The following is a 21249-nucleotide window of genomic DNA, read 5'->3' on the forward strand; positions in this document are numbered from 1 at the left end:
AGTACTGAGTCATAAACTCAGCACTCAGTAATTAATTCCCGCAAAAAATTTGATTTTATTTCTATTTATGGCAACTCAAGTTGTTCAAAATCAACCACAAACAAATGCTTTATCAGCTTTTCTTCAATTTTGGGACGATGTAAAAGCGATCGCAGGAGCTTACTGGTATCCAACAAAGCCAGGAGAAAGAGCATTTGCAGATGTGATTAAAGCATGGGGAATGCTTATTCTCCTAATCTTATTAATCATCACTCTCGTAGGTCTGACTGTTTTTAATAGTTTTATTAGTCGTGATTTAATCGATATCATCACTAAAGAAAAGGATTTTAATAAATTTTTTAATACATTATGGATTTACGGTATAGCCCTTGTTTTAGTAACGTTTTTGATAGGATTTACTAAATTCGTCAGAAAACAAATTGCTCTAGATTGGTATCAATGGCTAAATAATTACGTTTTATCAAAATATTTCAGTAACCGAGCTTATTATAAAATTAACTTCACATCTGATATAGATAATCCAGATCAACGGTTATCTCAAGAAATCGAACCTATTGCTAATAGTGCTCTCAACTTTTCAGCTACTTTCTTAGAAAAAGTACTAGAGATGATAGCTTTTTTAATAATTCTTTGGTCAATTTCTCAGCAAGTTGCAATTATTTTAATTGTTTATACGCTAGTAGGTAATTTGATTGCAATTTATATAACTCAAGAATTTAATAAAATTAATCAAGAAGAACTCGAATTGAAAGCTGACTACAGTTATGCACTGACTCATGTTCGTACTCATGCTGAGTCAATAGCTTTCTTTCAAGGAGAACACCAAGAATCAAATATCATTCAACGCCGATTTAATAATTTGATAAAAGTTACCAAACGTAAGGTAACGTGGGAAAGAAATAAAGACATTTTTAATAGAGGTTATCAAGCTGTAATCCAAATATTTCCAATTATCATATTTGGGCCTTTAGACATTAGAGGTGAGATGGGGTTCGGCGAAATTAGCCAAGCTTCTTTAGCTTGTAGCTTATTTGCTAATGCTTTGGCAGAATTGATTAATGAATTTGGCACTTCCGGGCGTTTTTCTAGTTACGTTAAACGCTTATCTGATTTTTCAGATGCATTAGAAGAAGTAACTAAACAACCAGAAAATGTAAGTAGCATCAAAACAATAGAAGAAAACCATCTTGCATTTGAGAATGTTACCTTACAAACGCCCAACTATGAACAGGTGATTGTTGAAGATTTGTCACTGTCTGTTCAACCAGGAGAAGGTTTATTGATTGTCGGCCCTAGTGGTCGAGGTAAAAGCTCTTTGTTGAGAGCGATCGCTGGTTTGTGGAATGCGGGAACTGGTCGTCTGGTGCGGCCTCCCTTAGAAGAAGTATTGTTTTTACCCCAACGTCCTTACATCATCTTGGGAACTTTGCGCGAACAGTTACTTTATCCTAAGACAAATCATCAGATGAGCGACGCACAACTGAAAGAAGTTCTGCAACAAGTAAACCTGCAAAACTTGCTCAGTCGAATTGAAGGCTTTGATACAGAAGTTCCTTGGGAGAATATATTATCGCTAGGAGAACAACAACGCCTCGCTTTCGCACGATTATTAGTTACTCATCCCAGGTTCACAATATTAGATGAAGCAACAAGTGCCTTGGATTTGAAAAATGAAGGAAGTTTATATCAGCAGTTAAAAGTAACGAAAACAACATTTATTAGTGTTGGACATAGAGAAAGTCTATTTGATTACCATCAATGGGTTTTAGAACTTTCACAAGATTCCAGTTGGCAACTTTTGACAGTACAAGATTATCGAAATAAAAAAACAATAAATATTCAAAGCAGAGCTGATAATGAGCCGCAAATTCAATCACAAATATTGACGGAAACAATCACAAGTGAAGGGCTTTCACATAAGGCAATAAGTGAATTAACTAACTATTCTATTAGCACTATTAGAAGTAAGGCAAGCAAAGGAGATTCTGTCACTACTAGAGACGGCTTGACGTACCGCTATGACAAGAACCCAAGTGTATTGAAATGGTTGAGAGTTTAGCGGTTAGACAATTTTGAATTTTAGGTCGCATCTTGGATTTTGGTGAAGCAGCGCGGTCTTCTCACATTATTGGGAAATGCCAAAAGCGATAGCGCAGCGTAAAGCCAACTCTTAGAGAGGCTGCGCCTTAAGCGTAGCTATGCCGAAGGCTTTACGGCATGGCAACGCTTGTTAAACATAATTATGTATCAAATAAGTTAACACCAAAGAAAACTGGCAATAGTAGGGGCGGGTTTAAAAATATTATTAATTACTAATGATAATCTCAGCGAAGCCACCCCTACTTGTTCAATAATCAAATAAAATTGCTATAGTTTGATATCGATTATTCAATACTTGTAATTATTGAATAATTTTTTCTTATCTGTATGCTTAACTTTCTTAACTTTCTTAACTTTCTTAAATATATGAGAATAATTGCTTCTTAACTGTCTTAACTGACCTTGAAAATATATTTAATTACTGATATATCTGTAGTTGAAAAACCAATTTACTTGAAGGCAAACTCTATGACTACAAACACAATCAAAACAGTGGATGTCGTAGCGATACCATTTTTTGCGCGTTTCTTGAAAGAGCAAGCTACTAAAGGTGAAGGAACAGATGTTCCTTGGACTTACAAGTTTCCTTCAGATTTGGAAGATAAATAAATTATTTATCTTCCAAATCTGAAAGTACCTTTCTGATCGGAAAGATACCTTGTAATTGGCTGAATCATAATTTAATAGAGTAGCAATTATCAAATAACTGAAAAATACTCTGAGAGACGCGATGGCGCAGAGCGCCCGCCGTAGGCGATCGCTTTCATATTACCTTATCCATAACATGGAGGTGATTGCTTTTTCTAGCTCCCTAAATTCTGTAAAAATTTTGGGTTATAAAAAGTAATTTGTTTGCTAATACTTAATAGCTAACTCCTAAAATTATCATAAAAAAATATTTATGCATCTGTCTCGTGATGTTGTTTTATTAATCACCCACAGTGGTGATTTCTTCACAATAGATAGAGTGGCAGAAGCCTTATCAAAAAAAGGGGTGCAACCATTCCGTCTAGATACTGATAAGTTTCCTCTAGAAGTGCAATTAGCAGCACATTTTGATAAGTCTAAAAGTTACCATACTATAGAATATAACAACCACTCTATCACCACAGAGCAGGTGCAAGCTGTATGGTTGCGCCGGATTTGGGAACCACAACTGAGTCAAGAATTAGCGCCAAAATTCCGAGAAGCTTGCGTTAGAGAATCACTTGCAACTTTAGATGGTTTTTGGGACAGCCTGAAGGAAGCTACGTGGGTAGATAATTTAGAGCGGATAGATTATGCAAGTAACAAGCTGTGTCAACTGCGGATTGCGTCTGAAGTAGGTTTTGTTATTCCCCAGACTCTTGTTACCAACAAAGCTCAAGCAGCACGAGAGTTTTTTCAGCAAGTTAACGGCAAAATGGTAAGCAAGCTCTTAACTGCTCTTTCCCACAGTATGGAAGCTAACTCTTCGTTTTTTCTGTACACCAGCATCGTCAAGGAAGAAGACTTACAAGATGCCGAATCACTGCGCTATTGCCCAATGGTTTTTCAAGAGCAAATTCCAAAGCAGCAGGAATTACGGGTGGTGTACGTGAATGGTAATGTATTTGTGGGGGCGCTAAATGCAGATGTGTATGCAGCAGCCAAAGTTGATTGGCGTAAACCAGGTGTTGAGGTTGGCGCATGGCAACATCACCAGCTTCCTGATGAAGTAATTCGTTGTCTCAAAGCCTTTATGGGGAAATTTGGGTTGTTGTTTGGAGCCTTAGATTTTATTCTCACACCATCAGGCGAATACGTCTTTTTGGAAATCAACCCTGTGGGGGAGTGGGGAATGCTGGAAAAGGATTTAAACTTACCGATTGCAAGTGCGATCGCAGACGCCCTACTTCAAAGAAAGAATGAATAATTAAAAATTTAATATTTGATATTAGCCTGTGGCAAGCCACCCAAAAGGTGTCTACATACTTCACACTTCATGCTTTTTATGACCGTATTAATAGTCACGTTTAGTAAAGACAACGAAAGCATTCCTCTAGTCATCAAAGAAATTGAGGCTAGAGGAGCAAAAGCATTTCGGTTTGACACAGACAGATATCCCACCGAAGTCAAGCTAGATATTTACTCTGGCGATACTGAACGGGTAATGATTACTGATGGCGAACAGAAACTCGATTTGAGTGAGGTTTCTTCAGTTTGGTATCGGCGAATGCGCTACGGACAAAAAATCCCCGACTCAATGGACAAGCAATACAGAGATGCGTCAATTAACGAATGTCGCGCCACAGTCAGGGGTATGATTGCCAGCCTTCAGGGATTCCACTTCGATAAGATGTCCAATGTGGATCGGGCTAATAATAAGCAACTACAATTGCAAGTTGCACGAGAAGTTGGTCTTCTAACTCCACGTACTCTGACTTCAAACAATCCAGAAGCAGTTAAGGAATTTGCTCAAGAGTGTAAGCAAGGTATAGTTACCAAAATGCTTTCTTCCTTTGCTATTTATGACGATCGGGGGCGAGAAAACGTTGTGTTTACCACTCCAGTTACAGATGACGATCTGGAGAATATGGAAGGACTGCGTTTTTGTCCGATGACCTTTCAAGAAAATGTGCCCAAGGCGCTGGAGTTGCGGACAACAATTGTCGGACACCGCGTATTTACTGCCGCAGTAGATTCTCAAAGCTTATCAGGATCTACTTATGACTGGCGCAAAGAGGGGAGAGCCTTAGTTAAAAATTGGCAACCCTACGATTTGCCAGAAGATATTGAGAAAAAACTGCTTAAACTAATGGCTTATTTTGGCTTAAACTATGGAGCAATAGATATTATTGTCACCCCCAATGGTCGGCATGTATTCCTCGAAGTGAACCCAGTCGGGGAATTTTTTTGGCTGGAGATATATCCACCACACTACCCCATTTCGCAGGCGATCGCAGAAGTATTACTGACTAATAAAAATTAGGTAATTGAGCCTTGTATATTTTTATTGTCTTCTATTTTTAAAGGTGTTATTGAGATTTAAATATTAAGTTTATTAAGATTCAATTTTTTATTTAAAATTACGAAATTATTGATATTTGGAGATTAAATCCTTGTGATAAACCTAGTAAATACACAAACAGTTTTAAAATTTGATGGGGAAAAAGATTATATAGATTTTGGCAGAAACGATATTGGCGGCGTTTTCGCTCAAGGGAGTTCAGCTTTTACGGTTTCAGGATGGGTAAATCCACATGAATTAACAAATAAAGCCACTAGTTACGGGACGCGCAATGTATTTTTTGCCCGTTCTTCAGAGAGATTCAGCGATAATTTTGAATTCGGCATCAGTGAAACAGGAAACCTAGATGTCTACATAGATGAAAGTATTAGCAAAGGTATCAAAACCTTTGGGCAAGGAGAACTAACTATAGAACAATGGCACTTTTTTGGTATTGTTTTTAATAGTGGTCAACTAACTATATATCTTGACGATCGTGAATACAACGATTCTCTTAGAGGTTCATCTTTAAACAAAGCCACAAGTTCTGTAACTCTGGGAGCAACGTTACACAAACAGGTTTATTTCAAAGGACAATTAGCAAACATTAGTGTTTGGAATTATCCCTGTACTCAAGCACAAATCCAGACTCATCGTTGTGGGCTAATAGTCGGCGATGAACCAGGATTAGTGGCTTACTGGAAATTAGACGAAGGGCAAGGTACAACTGTCAAAAACCAAACTGGAAAATCCTATCAAGGAAACTTTCGTGGTAATCCTATTTGGACTTTAGCAGAAATTCCATTCGCAACACAATCATCAAATCCAGTTCCATTTGCAGCAGAATTATCCAATCAAGAAGATATTCAAGAAGAGATCCAAACTGAGACAGCAGTTATTCCTGAAGAAAATATCTCACCACTAACCACAAGTTTATTAGCAGCAACGGTATCGTTAGTAAGCGACGACGAAAACCAACCAAAGGAAATTCAACAGACAGAAATAAACAGCGAAGAATCCGAGATTATTCCAACTGCGATCGCTCTCAGTCCAGATGACGAGGAAACCAAAACAGACCAAACTGAAGATCCCGTCAATATCCAACAAGCACAAATATTAACTCAGGAGGAATCGCCAGAAACTATGAATACAAAAGCCCGTCCCAAATATAAAATACTTTCCATTGATGGAGGCGGTATTCGGGGCATTATTCCGGCATTACTCCTATCAGAAATTGAACGGCGGACACAAAAGCCTATATTCAGTTTGTTTGATTTAATTACTGGCACTTCCAGCGGTGGAATTTTAGCACTTGGGCTAACTAAACCACGATTAAGTTCGGATGTCTCTGATAACTTGCCAGTAGCTGAATACACTGCTGAGGATCTCCTACAGCTATTTCTTGAGTATGGGGTAGAAATATTTTATGAGCCGTTGTTTGAAAGACTACTTGGGCCATTAGAGGATATATTTCTCCAGCCCAAATATCCTTCCGAAAGCAAAGAAGAAATTTTCAGGCAATATTTTGGTAACGCCCTTTTAGAAAATAATCTTAAAGAAGTTTTTGTAACGAGTTACGATATCGAGCAGCGAATTCCGATATTTTTTACAAACAAAATAGAAAAACAGCAAATAGAATCTAAGAATTTTCAGAAATTATGTGGGGGTTTTTCGCTCTTAGATGCAGCATTAGCAACTAGCGCCACTCCGACTTATTTTGCTCCTCATCGGCTTGTAAACCCCCACAATAGCGGCATCGCCTATACTTTAATCGATGGTGGAGTATTTGCTAATAATCCAGCCCATTTAGCTATTTTAGAAGCACAAATTAGTAGTAAACGAAAAGCACAAAAAGTCCTAAACCCAGAAGATATTTTAGTAGTTTCTTTAGGTACAGGTTCGCTGACGAGTGTCTACCCTTATAAAGAAGTCAAAAATTGGGGACTTTTGCAATGGGGAAGACCGCTTTTAAATATTATGTTTGATGGTAGTAGTGAAGTGGTAGCTGGAGAATTAGAACAGTTGTTTGAACCTACCGAAAAAGAAGCTAAAAGTTTTTATTATCGCTTTCAAACATTGTTAGATAGTGAACTAGAAGAAATAGATAATACCAAACTCCAAAATACTCGTCAGCTACAAGCTATAGCCCATCGACTAATATCTCAAAAAAGTCAACAAATCGATGACCTATGTAGTCTTTTGTTAGGATAAATCAGATTCCTTACATCTTGCATTAGTTAGCTGGTGCAAGATGTAAGATTTTTAATTTCTTCACAAAAGGAATTAGTAATGACTCTCTTAGTCATGTTTTCACTTTATAAGGATTGTAGGTAAGTACAATGGATGAACTCGTCAAAAAAATTTCTGGTTTAGGTCTTCCTGGCATACTTTTCGTGATCGCAACGGGTGCATCAGGGGGTAATGTCGCCGCCGTTGTCGCTATGCTTTCAACGCTGGGCGGGCCTTTAGGCCTCTTAGGAGGTTTAGGCTTGCTTGGGCTGGTAGCCGTTCTAGGGGAATATATAGCGGGATTTGGAATTGAAAACATTCTCAAGCTCGTCTATACAGAACGTAGCAAAACTGAATCTGTCAGATTTCTTCTCAAAGAAATTCAAGAATTGCCCATTTCAGATGAGTTAAAACTCAAACTGAAACATCATATTAGCCCAGTAGTTGTTACTGAGCCTGACCAAGGCCCTTTTCCGAGAACAGTCGAAATTGTTGATGACGAACCATTGACCTAGTACCGCAAAGCGGAAGTCAAAAATCAAAAAGCTTAGAAGACAGGCTTTTGAACAATTTGAAATAGTTGCTTTATTTACACCGTGCTGTACTAGTGCATTCGATTTGCTCCCCCTTAGCCTTAACGCTGACAGCGTAGCTGGCTCCCCTTAAAAAGGAAGGACATTTAATTAAAGTCCTCCTTAAAAAGGGGAATTTAGGGGGAGTTATAAATATCGAATACAACACCATAAAAGTTTTCAGACATTCTCTAAAAGGAAAAATGACCTCTGAGTCTAACTTAATTCTCAAAGGTCATTTCAAAATTCCTAACGTAATTAGTAACAGCTACATTTTTAGAATATGCAAACTCCATCTGTGCGCGAGCAAAATACAATAAATCCTTTTTCAGCCTTGATTCAATTTTGGCAGGATGTGAAAGTAGTTGCCGGGCCTTATTGGTATCCAACAAAAGCAGAAGGAAGAGCATTTTCAGACGTGATTCGCTCATGGGTAATGCTCATTCTATTAGTATTATTAATAATCGTAATCGTCGGTGCAAATGCTGCAAATAGTTACTGGAATCGCTATGTAATTGATATCGTTATTGAACAGAGAAACCTTGATAAATATAATAGTACTTTATTGCTGTCCAGTCTCATTATTGTCGGGATGGTTTTACTAGTGACTCTTTTGAGATATATCAAAAAAAAAATAATTCTTGACTGGTACAAATGGCTAAATTTTCATGTTCTAGAAAAATATTTAAGCAATCAAGCTTATTATAAAATCAATTTTAAATCTGATATAGATAATCCAGATCAACGCTTATCACAAGAAATAGAACCCATTACTAGCATTGGCTTGAGATTCTCATCTTCTTTACTAGAAAAATCTTTAGAAATGGGAAGTTCTTTGATAATTCTCTGGATAGTTTCTTCAGAAATCGCAATTTATTTAATTATTTATACAATTGTAGGTAATTTAATAGCTGTTTACTTGAATCAAGGAATAAATAAAGTTAACCAAGAAGAACTTGCATTTAAAGCAGATTTTGCCTATTGCTTAACTCATGTTCGTAATCACGCTGAATCAATCGCTTTTTTTCAGGGAGAAGATGAAGAATTAAATATAATTAAGCGCCGATTTAATAATGTTTTAAAAACTGCTGAACGCAGGCTGAATTTAGAGAGGGGACAAGACGCTTTTGGCAGAGCATATCAGTCTGCAATTAGCGTATTCTCGATGTTTATTCTTACACCTTTATTTCTTCAGGATAAAATTGATTATGGACAAATTAACCAAGCTAGTTTTGCTTGCTTTATGTTTTCTAATGCTCTAGGAGAACTAATAGCCGAGTTTGGAATTTCAGGACGATTTTCTAGCTATGTAAAGCGGTTGGCAGAATTTTCAGATGCGCTACAGGCTGCTAGTAAACAACCAGAGAACGTCAGTACTATTCAAATTCTAGAAGAAGAACGTTTAGCTTTTGAGAATGTCACTTTACAAACGCCAAATTATGAACAGATAATCGTCGAAAACTTGTCACTAGCTGTTCAGCCTGGAGAAGGGTTATTGATTGTTGGCCCTAGTGGTAGGGGTAAAAGTTCTTTGTTGAGAGCGATCGCTGGTTTGTGGAATGCAGGAACTGGCCGTCTAGTGCGTCCTCCCCTAAAAGAAGTATTGTTCTTACCCCAACGACCTTATATCATTTTAGGGACTTTGCGCGAACAGTTGCTCTATCCTCACACAGATAGGAAAATGAGCGACAAAGAACTCGAACACATTTTGCAACAAGTTAACCTGCAACACTTACTTACCCGCGTAAATGGCTTTGATACGGAAGTTCCTTGGGAAAATATATTGTCGTTAGGAGAACAACAACGCCTCGCTTTTGCACGGCTATTAATTACACATCCCAGTTTTACTATCTTAGATGAAGCAACGAGTGCTTTAGATTTAAATAACGAAGGTAATTTATATCAACAGTTACAATCAACGAAAACAACTTTTATTAGCGTTGGTCATAGAGAAAGCTTATTTAATTATCATCAATGGGTATTAGAACTTTCACAAGGCTCTAATTGGCAACTTGTTTCTATGCCAGATTATCAATTGCAAAAAGGGATTGTTATTAAACCAGTAGAAAAGGAGCAAATTACGATAGATATTTACCCGAAAAATGGACTCGAAATAAAACTAGAATCAGCAGCGATGTCTAACGACAAGACGCAAAGCGTCTACGCCACAATTATAGGACTTTCTCATAAAGAGCTTCAGACATTAACAGACTATTCTCTTAGTACTATTAGAAGCAAAGCTAGTCAAGAAAAGTCTGTTACCACTAAGGATGGTGTAGCCTACCGCTATAACAAAAACCCGGAGGTATTGAAATGGGTAAGAGTTTAGCAACTATTTGTATATTTCAAAATAAGTGATGCTAACTAAAAAGCAAAAACAATTAGTTACTTATAAATCTATTACAATTTATGAAACACATTACAAATTTCCTACTTTAAAAAATTCCAAATTAAAAAAAGTTCAAAGAAAAATTAGAAAATGCCAAAACTTAATTAGGGAAGGTACCAAATATCATTCTTATTTTTGGGGAATAATCAAATGGAAAAAAGAAATTAGTCAAGGAGAAACTTTAGTAGAGGTTAAATTATTAATTACAGATTATATTCAACTTCTTGATTTATTAGAAAATTATAAAAATAGTTATCAAAATTTTTTATTAAAATTTATAGATGACTGGAAAAATCTATTTAACCAAAAATATTCTGAGATTAAAAAAGTAAATGAACAAAGAAATAAGCTAGAGATAAAAAATCATAGAAATATTCAAATAATTGACAAGTTAAAATTGGAAAAAGAAGAAAATTTAAAATCAATTTTGCTGTTAAGTAATACTAACCTTTTAATTTTAGAAAAAGTACAACTACTCAGCGAAGGAATTAAAAATTTAGCGGAAGATACCAAAAATCAAAAGCAAGCTATTCAGAAAATACTTAAAGATATAGAGGTGTATCAAGAAATTTATGAATACCAAGTCAGAGCTACAAAAATTCGTCAAGAAATCGCAAAAATAGCTGAAACAGCAATTAATCTAGAAAAGTCTCTACAAGATTACTTTAGTCCGTTTCAATCTTTAATAGATGATGTAGTAAAAGTAGATGCAGATTTTTACGCAATTGTAGGAGAAATTCAAAATTTAGCAAGTAGTACTCTAAATTCTCAAGTTAATTTATTAACAATACAAGATACTAGTACGATATCTCATGACATCCTCAATTTATTAGTGGCAAGTTATGATAAAAAAGATAGACTGCAAGATGCTTTTTTTCAGTCAAAATTATTAGATTTGCAGCTTCATGACTTTGATATAAGTAACGATGAGATAACTTTAAATCAAGCGATTTACCTCATATCTAATTATATGTCTACTGAACTGGTTGCTCAAAAGAAAATACTAGGAATAGAAGAAGCAGATATTGTTTCTCCTTATCCTCAACTTTCTATCGAGAAAACAAAATTGGCGGAGCAACCTAATAATGATATTGATATTGAGTTTACCACAGAATTTAAAAGTAATTGGAATATTGATTACAGTAAATTGCAAAACCTTCTTACACAGTACAAGTGGCAAGAAGCTGATATTGAAACAGCTAAATTAATGCTACAAGTCATGGGTAAGAATGATTGGAATGAAGTTTATAAACAAGATATTCTTAACTTTTCATGTCAAGCTTTCCATAAAATCGATGGACTTTGGCAACAATACAGTCATGGTTATTTTGGCTTTAGTGTTCAGCAAAGTATTTGGAACGAAATAGGCGGTCAAATAGATTATGAAACAGAAAAAAGACTTGGCGATCGCCTGGGTTGGCGAAAAGAGGGAAACTGGTTAAATTACGACCAACTAACTTTTGAATTATCCCCAACGACACCAATGGGACATTTACCAGTTAAATGGTTACATTATGACCAAAATATATTAGACATACCTTCATATCCATCTACAACCCCCCTGTCAATGGCAGCTTGGCGAGTTGGATCTTGGCTAGTATGGCAGATGCATTTATTTTTTACTCGTGCCCAAACTTGTCATGAAACTTTACCATGAGTGAATTGCACATTATTTAATAATCGCGGAGAAAGCCAATGAATAATATGAATCTGGCAGATACAGAAATAGAAATTTTACTTTTTGGAAAATGGCGTTTTAATACAAATTGGGAAAAAAATTCTATTGAATTTAAAGATGATATGACTTATGAGCAAACTAGAATTCAAACGTTTCTTTTATCTAAACCCAGCGAATTGATCACGGGTAATAAATTTACTGGTGTATGGCACGTAAATGATAGAAGATTATGTTTAATTGTTAAAACTGTTCCTAAATCATTTTTCAATTTGCGATTACTGATATTATCTAAAGTGGATTTGGCAGATATGATAGCTAGCATCTACTCTATATTTATAACAGAGAATTATGAAGTGATTGAAATTGATAAATTAAAATTTTTAATAAGCGACAAAAATCAGAGAATTACTGGTATAAAAATCAATTAATACTTTTTCCCTTTTTGTAATATTAACTTAAAAAATATAAGTAAGCGTTAAGGCTGAATACTACGATATTCTCGCCGAGGCGTTGCTGTGGGCGTTAGCGCAAGGACTGGGTGAAGGGGCTTTTAAGTCTGATTATGTTTTCAAAAATCAAATCGGAGTTTTATAGCCTGTCTAGAAATGGGGGATAAGCTTATCTAATTTAGTAAATATCTCCTAATAAGCTATAGCAATTGATTTTTTTATAGGTCTTTTTGACTTATTTTTCTTTTGTGCTTACTTGTTGAAACAGACGTGCATATCCTAAAGCTACTATATACAAAGACTTTTCTACTTGTACACAAAGTTTAAATAGGAAAATTCGGTTACAGAATCGATATTTTGATACTAATTATAAGGCTATAGTACATCAAAGAAAGTTGTATATTTGCACTGTAGAAATAAAGAGACAATAAAAAATGATTGACTTCAGGCTCACTCAAGAACAGGAGATGTTGCAGTCTCTTGCGCGTGACTTTGCTCAAAACGAGATTGGGCCTATTGTTCAGATAATTGAAGAGTCTAACAATTCAGAGATGGAACCTTGGGATTTTTGCAAAAATGTGTTCTATAAGGGATCTGAATTAGGATTTACATCCTTGATGGTTCCAAAAGAGTTAGGAGGTTTAGGTGGAAAGTGCATAGACTTGGCTGTAGTGTTAGAAGAAATAGGTGCTGTTGATGTCAGCATTGCTTGTAGCTACTTTAATCTCACCGCAGCTATGTCGCTGTTTGTCAGCAGAGCTGCAACCCAAGAACAGCAAAAACGAATACTATCTTTTGTCAATTCTGGAAAACCCCATCTATTCAGTGCCGCAGAAAGTGAACCGAATGTCGCCACCTCAGATATGTTCTGCCCCTTGCCAGACTCGAATATTGGGATGAAGACCTTTGCAGCACGCGAGGGCAATGGATACATTCTCAATGGAACAAAATCCTTGTTAGTTACAAATGCTGGGATTGCGGATAGCTACTTCATCATTGCCCGTACAGCGATGGATAAACCATTGCACGAAAGTTTGTCTATCTTCTACGTTCCAACAGAGACACCAGGGATTAAGTTTGGCAAAAAGACACAGATGATTGGTTGGAAAGCTTCTCATCATGCTGAGATTTATCTGGATAACGTCTTAATCCCTGCACAAAATCTGATTGGACTTGAAGGAGGAGCGGCAAAACTACTGATGTTACTTCCAGAAGTAGCTATTGGGCTGGCAGCTTCTTATGTTGGTTTGGCTCGTGCTGCTTATGAGTATGCTTTAAATTATGCCAAGCAAAGAGTCAGTTGGGGTCGTCCGATTATCGAACATCAGTCAGTGGCTTTAAAATTAGCGGACATGATGATTAACACTCAAGCTGCACGACTGGTGGTATGGGATGCAGCAGTTACAGCAGAAACTTCTCCCCAACTTGCCGCCACAATCAAAGCACCAGCCGCCAAGACTTTTGCAGTGGATGTTGCAATCAAAAACGCACAAACAGCAGTTGAAATTCTTGGAGGTTATGGGGTAACAAAAGAGTGTTTGGCTGGCAAGTTTCTTGCCGATGCAACTATCGGGTATTCCTGTGACTTTACGCGAGAAATCTTGCGTCTGGGAATAGTGAACTTTTTGTAATAGATTCAGGGGTAGCTAGTTACTTCTAATAGCAGGCGTGCCAGGACGATATTTCAAGAAAGGGCTTTTCTGTTAAATTTGTCAAGTTGAGCCACAAATAAAACCTGATAGCTTGAAATTTTACCTAATGCCTTCAAATTTACGCTTAAATCAATTAGAAATTACGATTATTCAAAAATAGCGAAATATGTTGAGTAGCATCTATTTAGAATGCAGTTAAATTGCGCCCCCATTTGTGAAATGCTGTAATCAGTGCGATATGTAGGGAGAGGATCTCCATGACATCAAAAGGCAGGAAGAAGACCTCACGGCGTGGTTTTCTCCAAGGGGTGGCTATTAGTACAGCTGCTGTAAGTGGAGCAGAGCTACTCAAAAAAGAAGTGGCAGATGCTGCAAATCCTGGACAGGATCGGGCAATCCCTCTCCAAAGTACTGAATTTGATTTTATTCAGAAATCGGCTGCCTTAGAGCCAGACAAGATTGTAAATAGTGCTTGTCAATTCTGCAATTCTCTGTGCCGATTGAAAGTTCATCTTAAAGACGGGCGGATTATAGATGTTTTAGGTGAACCCAATGACCCAGTACAGGCTGGTGGCTTTTGTATTAAGGGGCCAATGATGACCCAGCTAGTTTACAATCGTTTTCGCTTGAAAAGCCCAATGAAGCGGGTTGGTGGAAACAAAGGTGAACCTGATTCTAAATTTGAGCCAATTTCTTGGGATGAAGCACTTTCAATTATAGCTAGCAAGTTTTTGGCACTCAGGGATGCAGGTGAAGCCAGAGCGATCGCGAACAAAACCTCTGGAAGATTGCCACGGGGAACAGGTTCTCTGGTCGGGCGCTACTTCAGTATGCTGGGCAGCCCTAATAATACCGATGTTGGGCCTGTATGCAACGATGCAGGTGGCAATGCTTTGGCTTGGACATTTGGCTTGGGTAATTTTACAAACGGTTACGGAATCGATGATGCGACTAAAAAAGAAGACTTGGGATCTGCTAAATTCTTTCTGTTTTTAGGTACAAATCAAGCGGAAACCCATCCTGTAACCTTTGCCTATCTTCTCAGAAGTCGTGTTCAGACCAAAGCCAAATTAGTAGTTATCGACCCGCGCTTGACTCCTACAGGAGCGCAAGCTGATGAGTGGATTGCACCGAAACCACACACTGACTTGGCTTTGGTTTTGGCAATGCTCTATCACATCGTGACTAACAACTTATACGATGCTGCTTTTGTAAAAGAGTGGGTACTGGGTTTTGATGAACTGAAGAATCACTTAAAAAGCAAGGGTTATACACCAGAATGGGCTGCAATTGTAACGGATGTTCCAGCATTAAAGATTAAGCTTCTAGCTGAGGCTTATGCTAAAACTAAGCCTGCTGCTATTTTCTGCAACGCTGGGATTTCTCATCAATTAGGGGCTTTTGACACTTACCGTTGTTTGACATTCCTAGCTGCAATTACAGGAAATATTGGTATAAACGGTGGTGGTTGCAATTTCATGCACAATACCTGGCCAGGGGAATTGAATTTGCCAGCGATTATTGGTAAAACACCTAATAAAGATATTGCACTACCAGTCGGGCCAGATTATTTTGCGGAATCGATCGTTTCAGGTGAACCTTATCAACTTAAAGCGATCGTTACTCAGGGCAATCCTTTGTTGGCTTGTTCAGACACAATTAAAGTACAACAGGCTTACCGCCAATTAGAATTTTATGTTTACACTGGATTGTTTATGGAAGAGTCAGCGTACTATGCTGATATTATTTTGCCTGTAACCAGTGGTTTTGAAATGGAAACCGTTTATATGCGGCGGGACGATCGAGCAATCCGTTGGCAAGAACAAGTGGTTACTCCCGTAGGTGAGTCCAAACCAGATTGGCATATCTGGATTGATTTAGCACACGCCACAGCTAAATTAGACAAACGCAATCCGCCTGAATACTGGAGAGACAACTTTCCTTTGGCGTGGAAAGACTATCGTCATCTGTGGGCAACTTTTCTAACGAATACTCCAGGAATGGGAGGTATGACCCAACAGAGATTATCTCAAAGAACAGAACCTCTGCGTTGGCCTTGTCCAACAGTGGATCATCCTGGTGTGAGTACACTTTACCTAGATCATGCCTCTTGGTATGAAGCCGCAGAAGCTCTTAACCCTAATAATATTGGTAAGCGATTCCTAACTCCTAGTGGGAAAGTAGAAATTTACACTCCCGAATTGCAAAGTCGGCTAGCTAAAGCTGGACATTCTGCTCTACCAAGCTTTTATACCCATCCAGAGGTAACAGGTAAGCATCCTACACTTGAATACACATCTGAGTTGGTAAAAAATCCTGTAAATCCACAGGCACTGACTCAAAACATTAAATTAGGAAAAATCTCTTCTGGTGAGGTACATAAAGAGTACCCTTTGATGGGAATGACTGGCAGACCAAGCGTAGTTCATTTCCACTCTGTAACCCAGTGGACTTACACAGGTAAGCAAATGAATGGTATTCGCTTGGTACAAATCCACCCGGAAGCCGCGAAAAAAGCAGGCATTAAAAATGGTGATGAAATTATAGTTGAAAGTCCCAGAGGCTCAATCATTGGCACTGCATTGATTTGGGCAGGAATTCGAGAAGACACTATTTTTGTCCCTAATTGGTTTGGGCCTCGGCAGAAAATGGCAGAAGAGTTTGGAACTCCCTATTATGAGTCAGTTAATATCTTGATAGATAAACAATATTATGACAATCTTTCAGGACAGCAGGCATTTAAATGTTTTGCGTGCCGAGTCAAAAAAGCATAAGGATTTATTCATTCCAAGTGATAGCGTAGCGTAAAGCCAACTCTTAGAGAGGCTCCGCCAACGGCATGGCTTCGCTTATAGCGAGTATTTGAGCGTCTTCCTACACCTACGCTTTAGGAGTTTTATTATAAGTTCACCTATTGATGAACTGGTGTTTCTTCCTGATGAAAGAGAAATTAAGCATTAACGTTTTCTAAAGTGGCTTAAAGAATTAATGTTGATGCGATCGCGATCTGATCGTATCCAATTAGCCTCGCTACAACATACTTGATCGCACGAGCGAAAAAGAAGTGTTACCCCTATGCCGTCGAGAAGGGATTGGCATAATCAATTACTCACCCTTAGCGCAAGGCCTGCTGACTGGTAAATACAAACCCGGCCAATCATTACCCCAAGGTTCACGGGCAAGTGACCCGAAACAAAATATGTTTTTAAACAATGGGGAACTAGATCAGCAGCAGTTGCTCAAGGTGCAGCGGCTATTGCCCATTGCCGAGCAAGAAGGTTTGAGCTTGAGGCAATTGGCGCTTACCTGGTGCTTACGCAATCCCGAAATTAGTAGCGATGTCTGCGTAGGCGTAGCCCGTCGTAGACATCGCTACTAAACTTATGTATTTCTTTTGAATGGTTGGGCTTTCTGATAATGTGCATACCTAAAATTTTTAAAGTACTATTGTTATGGTGGATAGTAAGTGATGTTAACTCTTGACTCAACAGATAAAAGCTACCTATAATACTAACCCAATTGTCCAGTCCGTTTTTTGCTCTGTTAAGCGTTATTGTTGCATTCCTTCGATTATTTGCTCCTTTAAGTATTAAAATACCACCAAAATTAAAACTACCCGATACAATTAATTTGCTGCTATTTACACTAGCCGTGATATTGGCAAAGGTGTAGCCTAAAAACTTGAGATTTCCTGCAATACTGGCAGAATTATTGATATTACCATTAGTTCCTTTGCTGAGAGTGACTGTAGCGCCGTTGAAAGCTAAAATGCCAAAATTGAAATTACTTGTAGCTTGAAATCCGCTCTCGTTCAGGCTAATACCTAACGCGGTGAATTGTTTGCCTAAAAGAGTAATATCACCTAAACCAAAAACTTTTTTATTAGTTAAATCAAGCTTAAAACTAGGAACATTGAGCTTTATAACATTGCCTAAATTAAGAGCTACATTATTAATTGAAACGTTCTGAGTGTTAAATGATAAAGTGCCGCTACCCAAAGATTGATTAAAAGCAATAATATTTGCTGTTCCTGTTGCGCTTTGATTCTTCAAATTAACTGTAAGGTTCGGAATAGTCAAAGTCAAGAAACCTGCTAAACTCAGGCGAACATTCCTCAGATTGACACTATTTTGAGTAACATCAAACATAATGCCTGCTAAAGTATTCCCAAAAACTGAAATTGTTCCTAAACCACTACCGCTACCAGATTTTATATCGATACTCAGGGAATCAACATCAATACTCAACAGATTGCCTAAACTCAGGTCAAAGTTTTTAAAGGTAGTATTGGTAGGGGTAATTTTAAATTCAACATTCGCAATTTCGTTGTCAAGAATTTCTAGATAACCATCTCCCCGAAGATACTGCTCAATAGGCGTTACTTTTAAAGATAAATCTAAACTATCGTCATCTGTTCCCTTAATTTTCAGAAATCCTAAATCAATTTCCAGAACTTTTAATGAACCAGAGATATTATTAAAAGTTTTATCTCCTTGAAGGATTAAGATTGCCTCATGACCCCAAGCATTAATTTTGCCATTAATTTCTAAACCTTCTGATATCGCTTGAGCCGCAATTCTTGTCGGAAAAGGAACATACTTAATTAAAGGATTGATTTTTCCGTCTCCATCCCCATCAATTGATTCGATGTTTAAGTTCACTAAGCTTTCTAAAACCCCTAGTGCTTTGTTAACTAAATCGGTTGAATAACCTACTTGTTTGCTAAGAAAGGAAGTGACTGGCCCCCGCCACAAATCTATTAAGCTAATCGCTTGCTTGGGATTTAAAATTAAAGCTAATCTTTCAGGATCGTTAGTGTCCATCAGAAAAGCTACCTCAAGGTCTGTTTTTTCCCATTTCAAATCACCAATAAAGCCAAAGTTATCGAAGTAAGGAGGTAAATACGTTCCACCTCCTTGAAACCTGATATTGCGAAGTTCAGTTCCTACCAATCCATAGGGATTACACCAAGATGTTTCACCTTGTTGACAAAAGTATGCTGTTAAAGATTCGGGTTCGAGAGAGAGACTACCAGAGAGAAATAACTTAGGTTCTTTCTCTTGGGTGGGATCGTAGCCTTGAAGAATTAAATTTCCAGTTAATCCAAAGTTTGGCTCTAAATCAGCACCAATATTTAACCCTATGAGCAAGTTATTAAAAGTAGCCCTAAATTGTTGCTGGGAAAATAGCTGAATATCGCCTGCAATATTACCTGTTAAGCTAACCTGTCCTGCCGGATTAAAGTTAATTATCGCTACTAGGCACCCAATTCCTAGCCTTCGATGAATAAAACTGCTGAAATTTGTCTGGAGATTATTGAAATCAATATTTCCAATAAAGTTGAATCCTCTATTTAGGTTAATGCAACCTAATTTTGAATGTATAACATTATATTCAGTATCAGTGATAATTAGCTCTGGGTTGCTTAATTTTAAATCGTTGATAATAGGAAGTTTACTATCTAGCTTGCTAAAAATAAAATCTTCATTTAATTTATATTTTAATGTGGTTTGTTTGCCAAACAATAACTCAATACCTTGGTTATTTAGTAATCCTTTAAAGCTGAGTTCAACTTCTTGAGAAGTTTTATAAATTTTATATTTTGGTGCAGATATTCTAATTTTAGGTTTGTCAAATACTTCAACAATAATTCTATCGAGCGCCACATTCATGTATGGAACTGTACTACGAATACTAAAAATTTTGTCTAAATTTAACTGTAAATCCTTGTCAAAATCTAAATAAATTCCTGAACTTGAAGAGACTAAATTTACATCATCTGAAAATCCAAGTTTTAATTTGATGGCATTAGGTAAGGTAATTCCTGTTAAATCAATGCTATTAGTCATAAGTGAATTGACATAAATGTTTTTAACAGATTGTTTAGAGGTTATTTATAGAAAAGCTGCCAACTACTGGTATAGTTATTGGAGATGGCAAGTTTTCTTTCTCATGAGCTTTTTCTTTTTTAATCATGTCATAGGTTAATGGCAGCGCGATGTCCGGTGAGAGTTGTTAGTTCTGTACCATTCAGTTTCCAAAGCTTGACACTAGCATCTAGACTCCCAGAAGCCAATATTTTGCCGTCATGACTAAACGCTACTCCGCAATTTCCATCTGTATGACCTTTGAATGTTTGCAATAATTTACCATCAATTGTCTACAATTTAACTGTATTATCTACACCTCTGGACGAGATCGGGATAAATGTTCCAGTTTTCGGTTCTTCCAGCGTCTTGAGAAGTTTGTTGGCGGCAGTAGGGTTGAGCATATCTGCTTCGTGGATAATCACCACCTTTTGCTTGACCTTGACTGCACTAGTTGATATAAATTCAATTGCCTCGCGCACCTATTCTACTCGAATATCAAATTATCGGTTTCGGCGGTAGCCTAAAGATGATCTGTTAGTGTTAATTGACTGGCAAAACCAGATGATTTACCAGACTTACCAACCGCGATCGCCGCGATCGCAATTTGTTGAACTGCTCTGGAGTCGAGAAGGTGAGAACTTACCTAAAGCGCAGTCTCGATTGTTGCCGATCGGTTCGATGGAGTTGGTTGGCTCCAGTCGATCGCAAATCGGCAGCACCAACGGCATGATGATTTGCGCTACCCATTCTGAAAGCTTCATTATCAACAATGACAGCAAGATATCGATCAGAAAGTAGCCTCAAACAATTCTTTAAAGGTAAATCGCATCAACAGATGATGCAGTTTGTTGCCAAAAATCCTGGCAGCTTATGTCTGTATAATGAGATTTATCAACCTTCACAGGCGGGTAAGTATGTGCATGAACCGCAAGGGATGGCAACGATTTACCCGCGATTTGCCAAAGGCAACGCTACGCGAACGACAAGGTAAAACTTTCAGTGAACATCAGACGCGATCGGAATCATATTTGCAAATTGCCTATAATGCCTCTTGAATCGGGCTATCACATCCGCTCTGCTCGCGCTGAAGAATTACCACTGCTGTCTCACATCGAATGTTCAGCCGCTAGGCTGTTTCTTGATACGCCCTATGGCTTTTTGGTGGATGCCGATCCACTAGCACTAAACTTTGTGCAGCAACAATTCCAAGCAGGACCCTAGCTATCTAATTGGTATTTTAGGGCTTGAGACTCAAGCACAGAGAGAATTTCTGTATGTTGATTGACCAAACCTTGTATTGCGGTAATTGGATCATGGTGAAGGCGATGTTTGCGTTGGCGAG

The 21249-nt window shown here is 37.7% G+C and carries 18 protein-coding genes; 14 read left to right on the forward strand and 4 right to left on the reverse strand.

Annotated elements, in window-relative coordinates; all coding sequences use genetic code 11:
- Positions 1–67: 67 nt before the first annotated feature.
- From AC1F2U_RS18890 to AC1F2U_RS18945, 12 genes are all read left to right on the forward strand, one after another.
- Positions 68–2059: an ABC transporter ATP-binding protein/permease gene (locus AC1F2U_RS18890; protein WP_480262497.1), complete on the forward strand. Its 1992-nt coding sequence runs from the start codon at positions 68–70 to the stop codon at positions 2057–2059.
- A gap of 509 nt (positions 2060–2568) precedes the next feature.
- Positions 2569–2709 (forward strand): microviridin/marinostatin family tricyclic proteinase inhibitor, encoded by a 141-nt coding sequence (locus tag AC1F2U_RS18895; protein ID WP_480262498.1) that lies wholly within the window; start codon positions 2569–2571, stop codon positions 2707–2709.
- A 292-nt stretch (positions 2710–3001) separates the two neighbouring features.
- Positions 3002–3994 (forward strand): MvdC family ATP-grasp ribosomal peptide maturase, encoded by a 993-nt coding sequence (locus tag AC1F2U_RS18900; RefSeq protein ID WP_480262500.1) that lies wholly within the window; start codon positions 3002–3004, stop codon positions 3992–3994.
- A 78-nt stretch (positions 3995–4072) separates the two neighbouring features.
- Complete coding sequence (locus tag AC1F2U_RS18905; RefSeq protein WP_480262501.1) at positions 4073–5050, forward strand: MvdD family ATP-grasp ribosomal peptide maturase; 978 nt, start codon at positions 4073–4075, stop codon at positions 5048–5050.
- Between the two features lie 132 nt (positions 5051–5182).
- Positions 5183–7279 carry a patatin-like phospholipase family protein gene (locus AC1F2U_RS18910; RefSeq protein ID WP_480262502.1) on the forward strand — a complete coding sequence of 699 codons (2097 nt, stop codon included), beginning with the start codon at positions 5183–5185 and terminating at the stop codon, positions 7277–7279.
- 128 nt (positions 7280–7407) lie between these two features.
- A complete protein-coding gene (locus AC1F2U_RS18915) occupies positions 7408–7812 on the forward strand; it encodes a hypothetical protein (protein WP_322648170.1) in 405 nt (134 codons plus the stop codon).
- Positions 7813–8152: 340 nt separating this feature from the next.
- Positions 8153–10198, forward strand: a complete 2046-nt coding sequence (locus AC1F2U_RS18920) for an ABC transporter ATP-binding protein/permease (RefSeq protein ID WP_480262503.1) — start codon at positions 8153–8155, stop codon at positions 10196–10198.
- A gap of 28 nt (positions 10199–10226) precedes the next feature.
- Positions 10227–11915: a GUN4 domain-containing protein gene (locus AC1F2U_RS18925; RefSeq protein WP_480262504.1), complete on the forward strand. Its 1689-nt coding sequence runs from the start codon at positions 10227–10229 to the stop codon at positions 11913–11915.
- A gap of 38 nt (positions 11916–11953) precedes the next feature.
- Positions 11954–12364: a hypothetical protein gene (locus AC1F2U_RS18930; RefSeq protein ID WP_480262505.1), complete on the forward strand. Its 411-nt coding sequence runs from the start codon at positions 11954–11956 to the stop codon at positions 12362–12364.
- A gap of 455 nt (positions 12365–12819) precedes the next feature.
- Positions 12820–14016 carry an acyl-CoA dehydrogenase family protein gene (locus AC1F2U_RS18935; RefSeq protein WP_480262506.1) on the forward strand — a complete coding sequence of 399 codons (1197 nt, stop codon included), beginning with the start codon at positions 12820–12822 and terminating at the stop codon, positions 14014–14016.
- Between the two features lie 278 nt (positions 14017–14294).
- A complete protein-coding gene (locus AC1F2U_RS18940; RefSeq protein ID WP_480262507.1) occupies positions 14295–16811 on the forward strand; it encodes a molybdopterin-containing oxidoreductase family protein in 2517 nt (838 codons plus the stop codon).
- A 263-nt stretch (positions 16812–17074) separates the two neighbouring features.
- On the forward strand, positions 17075–17416 hold the full coding sequence (locus AC1F2U_RS18945; RefSeq protein WP_480262519.1) for an aldo/keto reductase: 342 nt from the start codon (positions 17075–17077) through the stop codon (positions 17414–17416).
- Here the strand turns inward: AC1F2U_RS18945 and AC1F2U_RS18950 are convergent.
- The 4 genes from AC1F2U_RS18950 to AC1F2U_RS18965 all read right to left on the reverse strand — a co-directional run bounded on the left by AC1F2U_RS18950 (position 17367) and on the right by AC1F2U_RS18965 (position 20668).
- On the reverse strand, positions 17367–19886 hold the full coding sequence (locus AC1F2U_RS18950; protein WP_480262508.1) for a hypothetical protein: 2520 nt from the start codon (positions 19884–19886) through the stop codon (positions 17367–17369). The genes AC1F2U_RS18945 and AC1F2U_RS18950 overlap by 50 nt on opposite strands.
- A gap of 128 nt (positions 19887–20014) precedes the next feature.
- Positions 20015–20179 carry a WD40 repeat domain-containing protein gene (locus AC1F2U_RS18955; RefSeq protein ID WP_480262509.1) on the reverse strand — a complete coding sequence of 55 codons (165 nt, stop codon included), beginning with the start codon at positions 20177–20179 and terminating at the stop codon, positions 20015–20017.
- Between the two features lie 18 nt (positions 20180–20197).
- Positions 20198–20386: a hypothetical protein gene (locus AC1F2U_RS18960; protein WP_480262511.1), complete on the reverse strand. Its 189-nt coding sequence runs from the start codon at positions 20384–20386 to the stop codon at positions 20198–20200.
- A gap of 96 nt (positions 20387–20482) precedes the next feature.
- A complete protein-coding gene (locus tag AC1F2U_RS18965; protein WP_480262512.1) occupies positions 20483–20668 on the reverse strand; it encodes a hypothetical protein in 186 nt (61 codons plus the stop codon).
- Positions 20669–20676: 8 nt separating this feature from the next.
- On the opposite strand from AC1F2U_RS18965, the gene AC1F2U_RS18970 reads away from it, so the two are divergent.
- Together AC1F2U_RS18970 and AC1F2U_RS18975 are read left to right on the forward strand one after the other, a co-directional pair.
- Positions 20677–20898: a hypothetical protein gene (locus tag AC1F2U_RS18970; RefSeq protein ID WP_480262513.1), complete on the forward strand. Its 222-nt coding sequence runs from the start codon at positions 20677–20679 to the stop codon at positions 20896–20898.
- Between the two features lie 53 nt (positions 20899–20951).
- Positions 20952–21128, forward strand: a complete 177-nt coding sequence (locus tag AC1F2U_RS18975) for a hypothetical protein (RefSeq protein ID WP_480262515.1) — start codon at positions 20952–20954, stop codon at positions 21126–21128.
- The last annotated feature ends 121 nt before the right edge of the window (positions 21129–21249 follow it).

This window comes from Nostoc sp. LEGE 12454 (assembly GCF_056620565.1).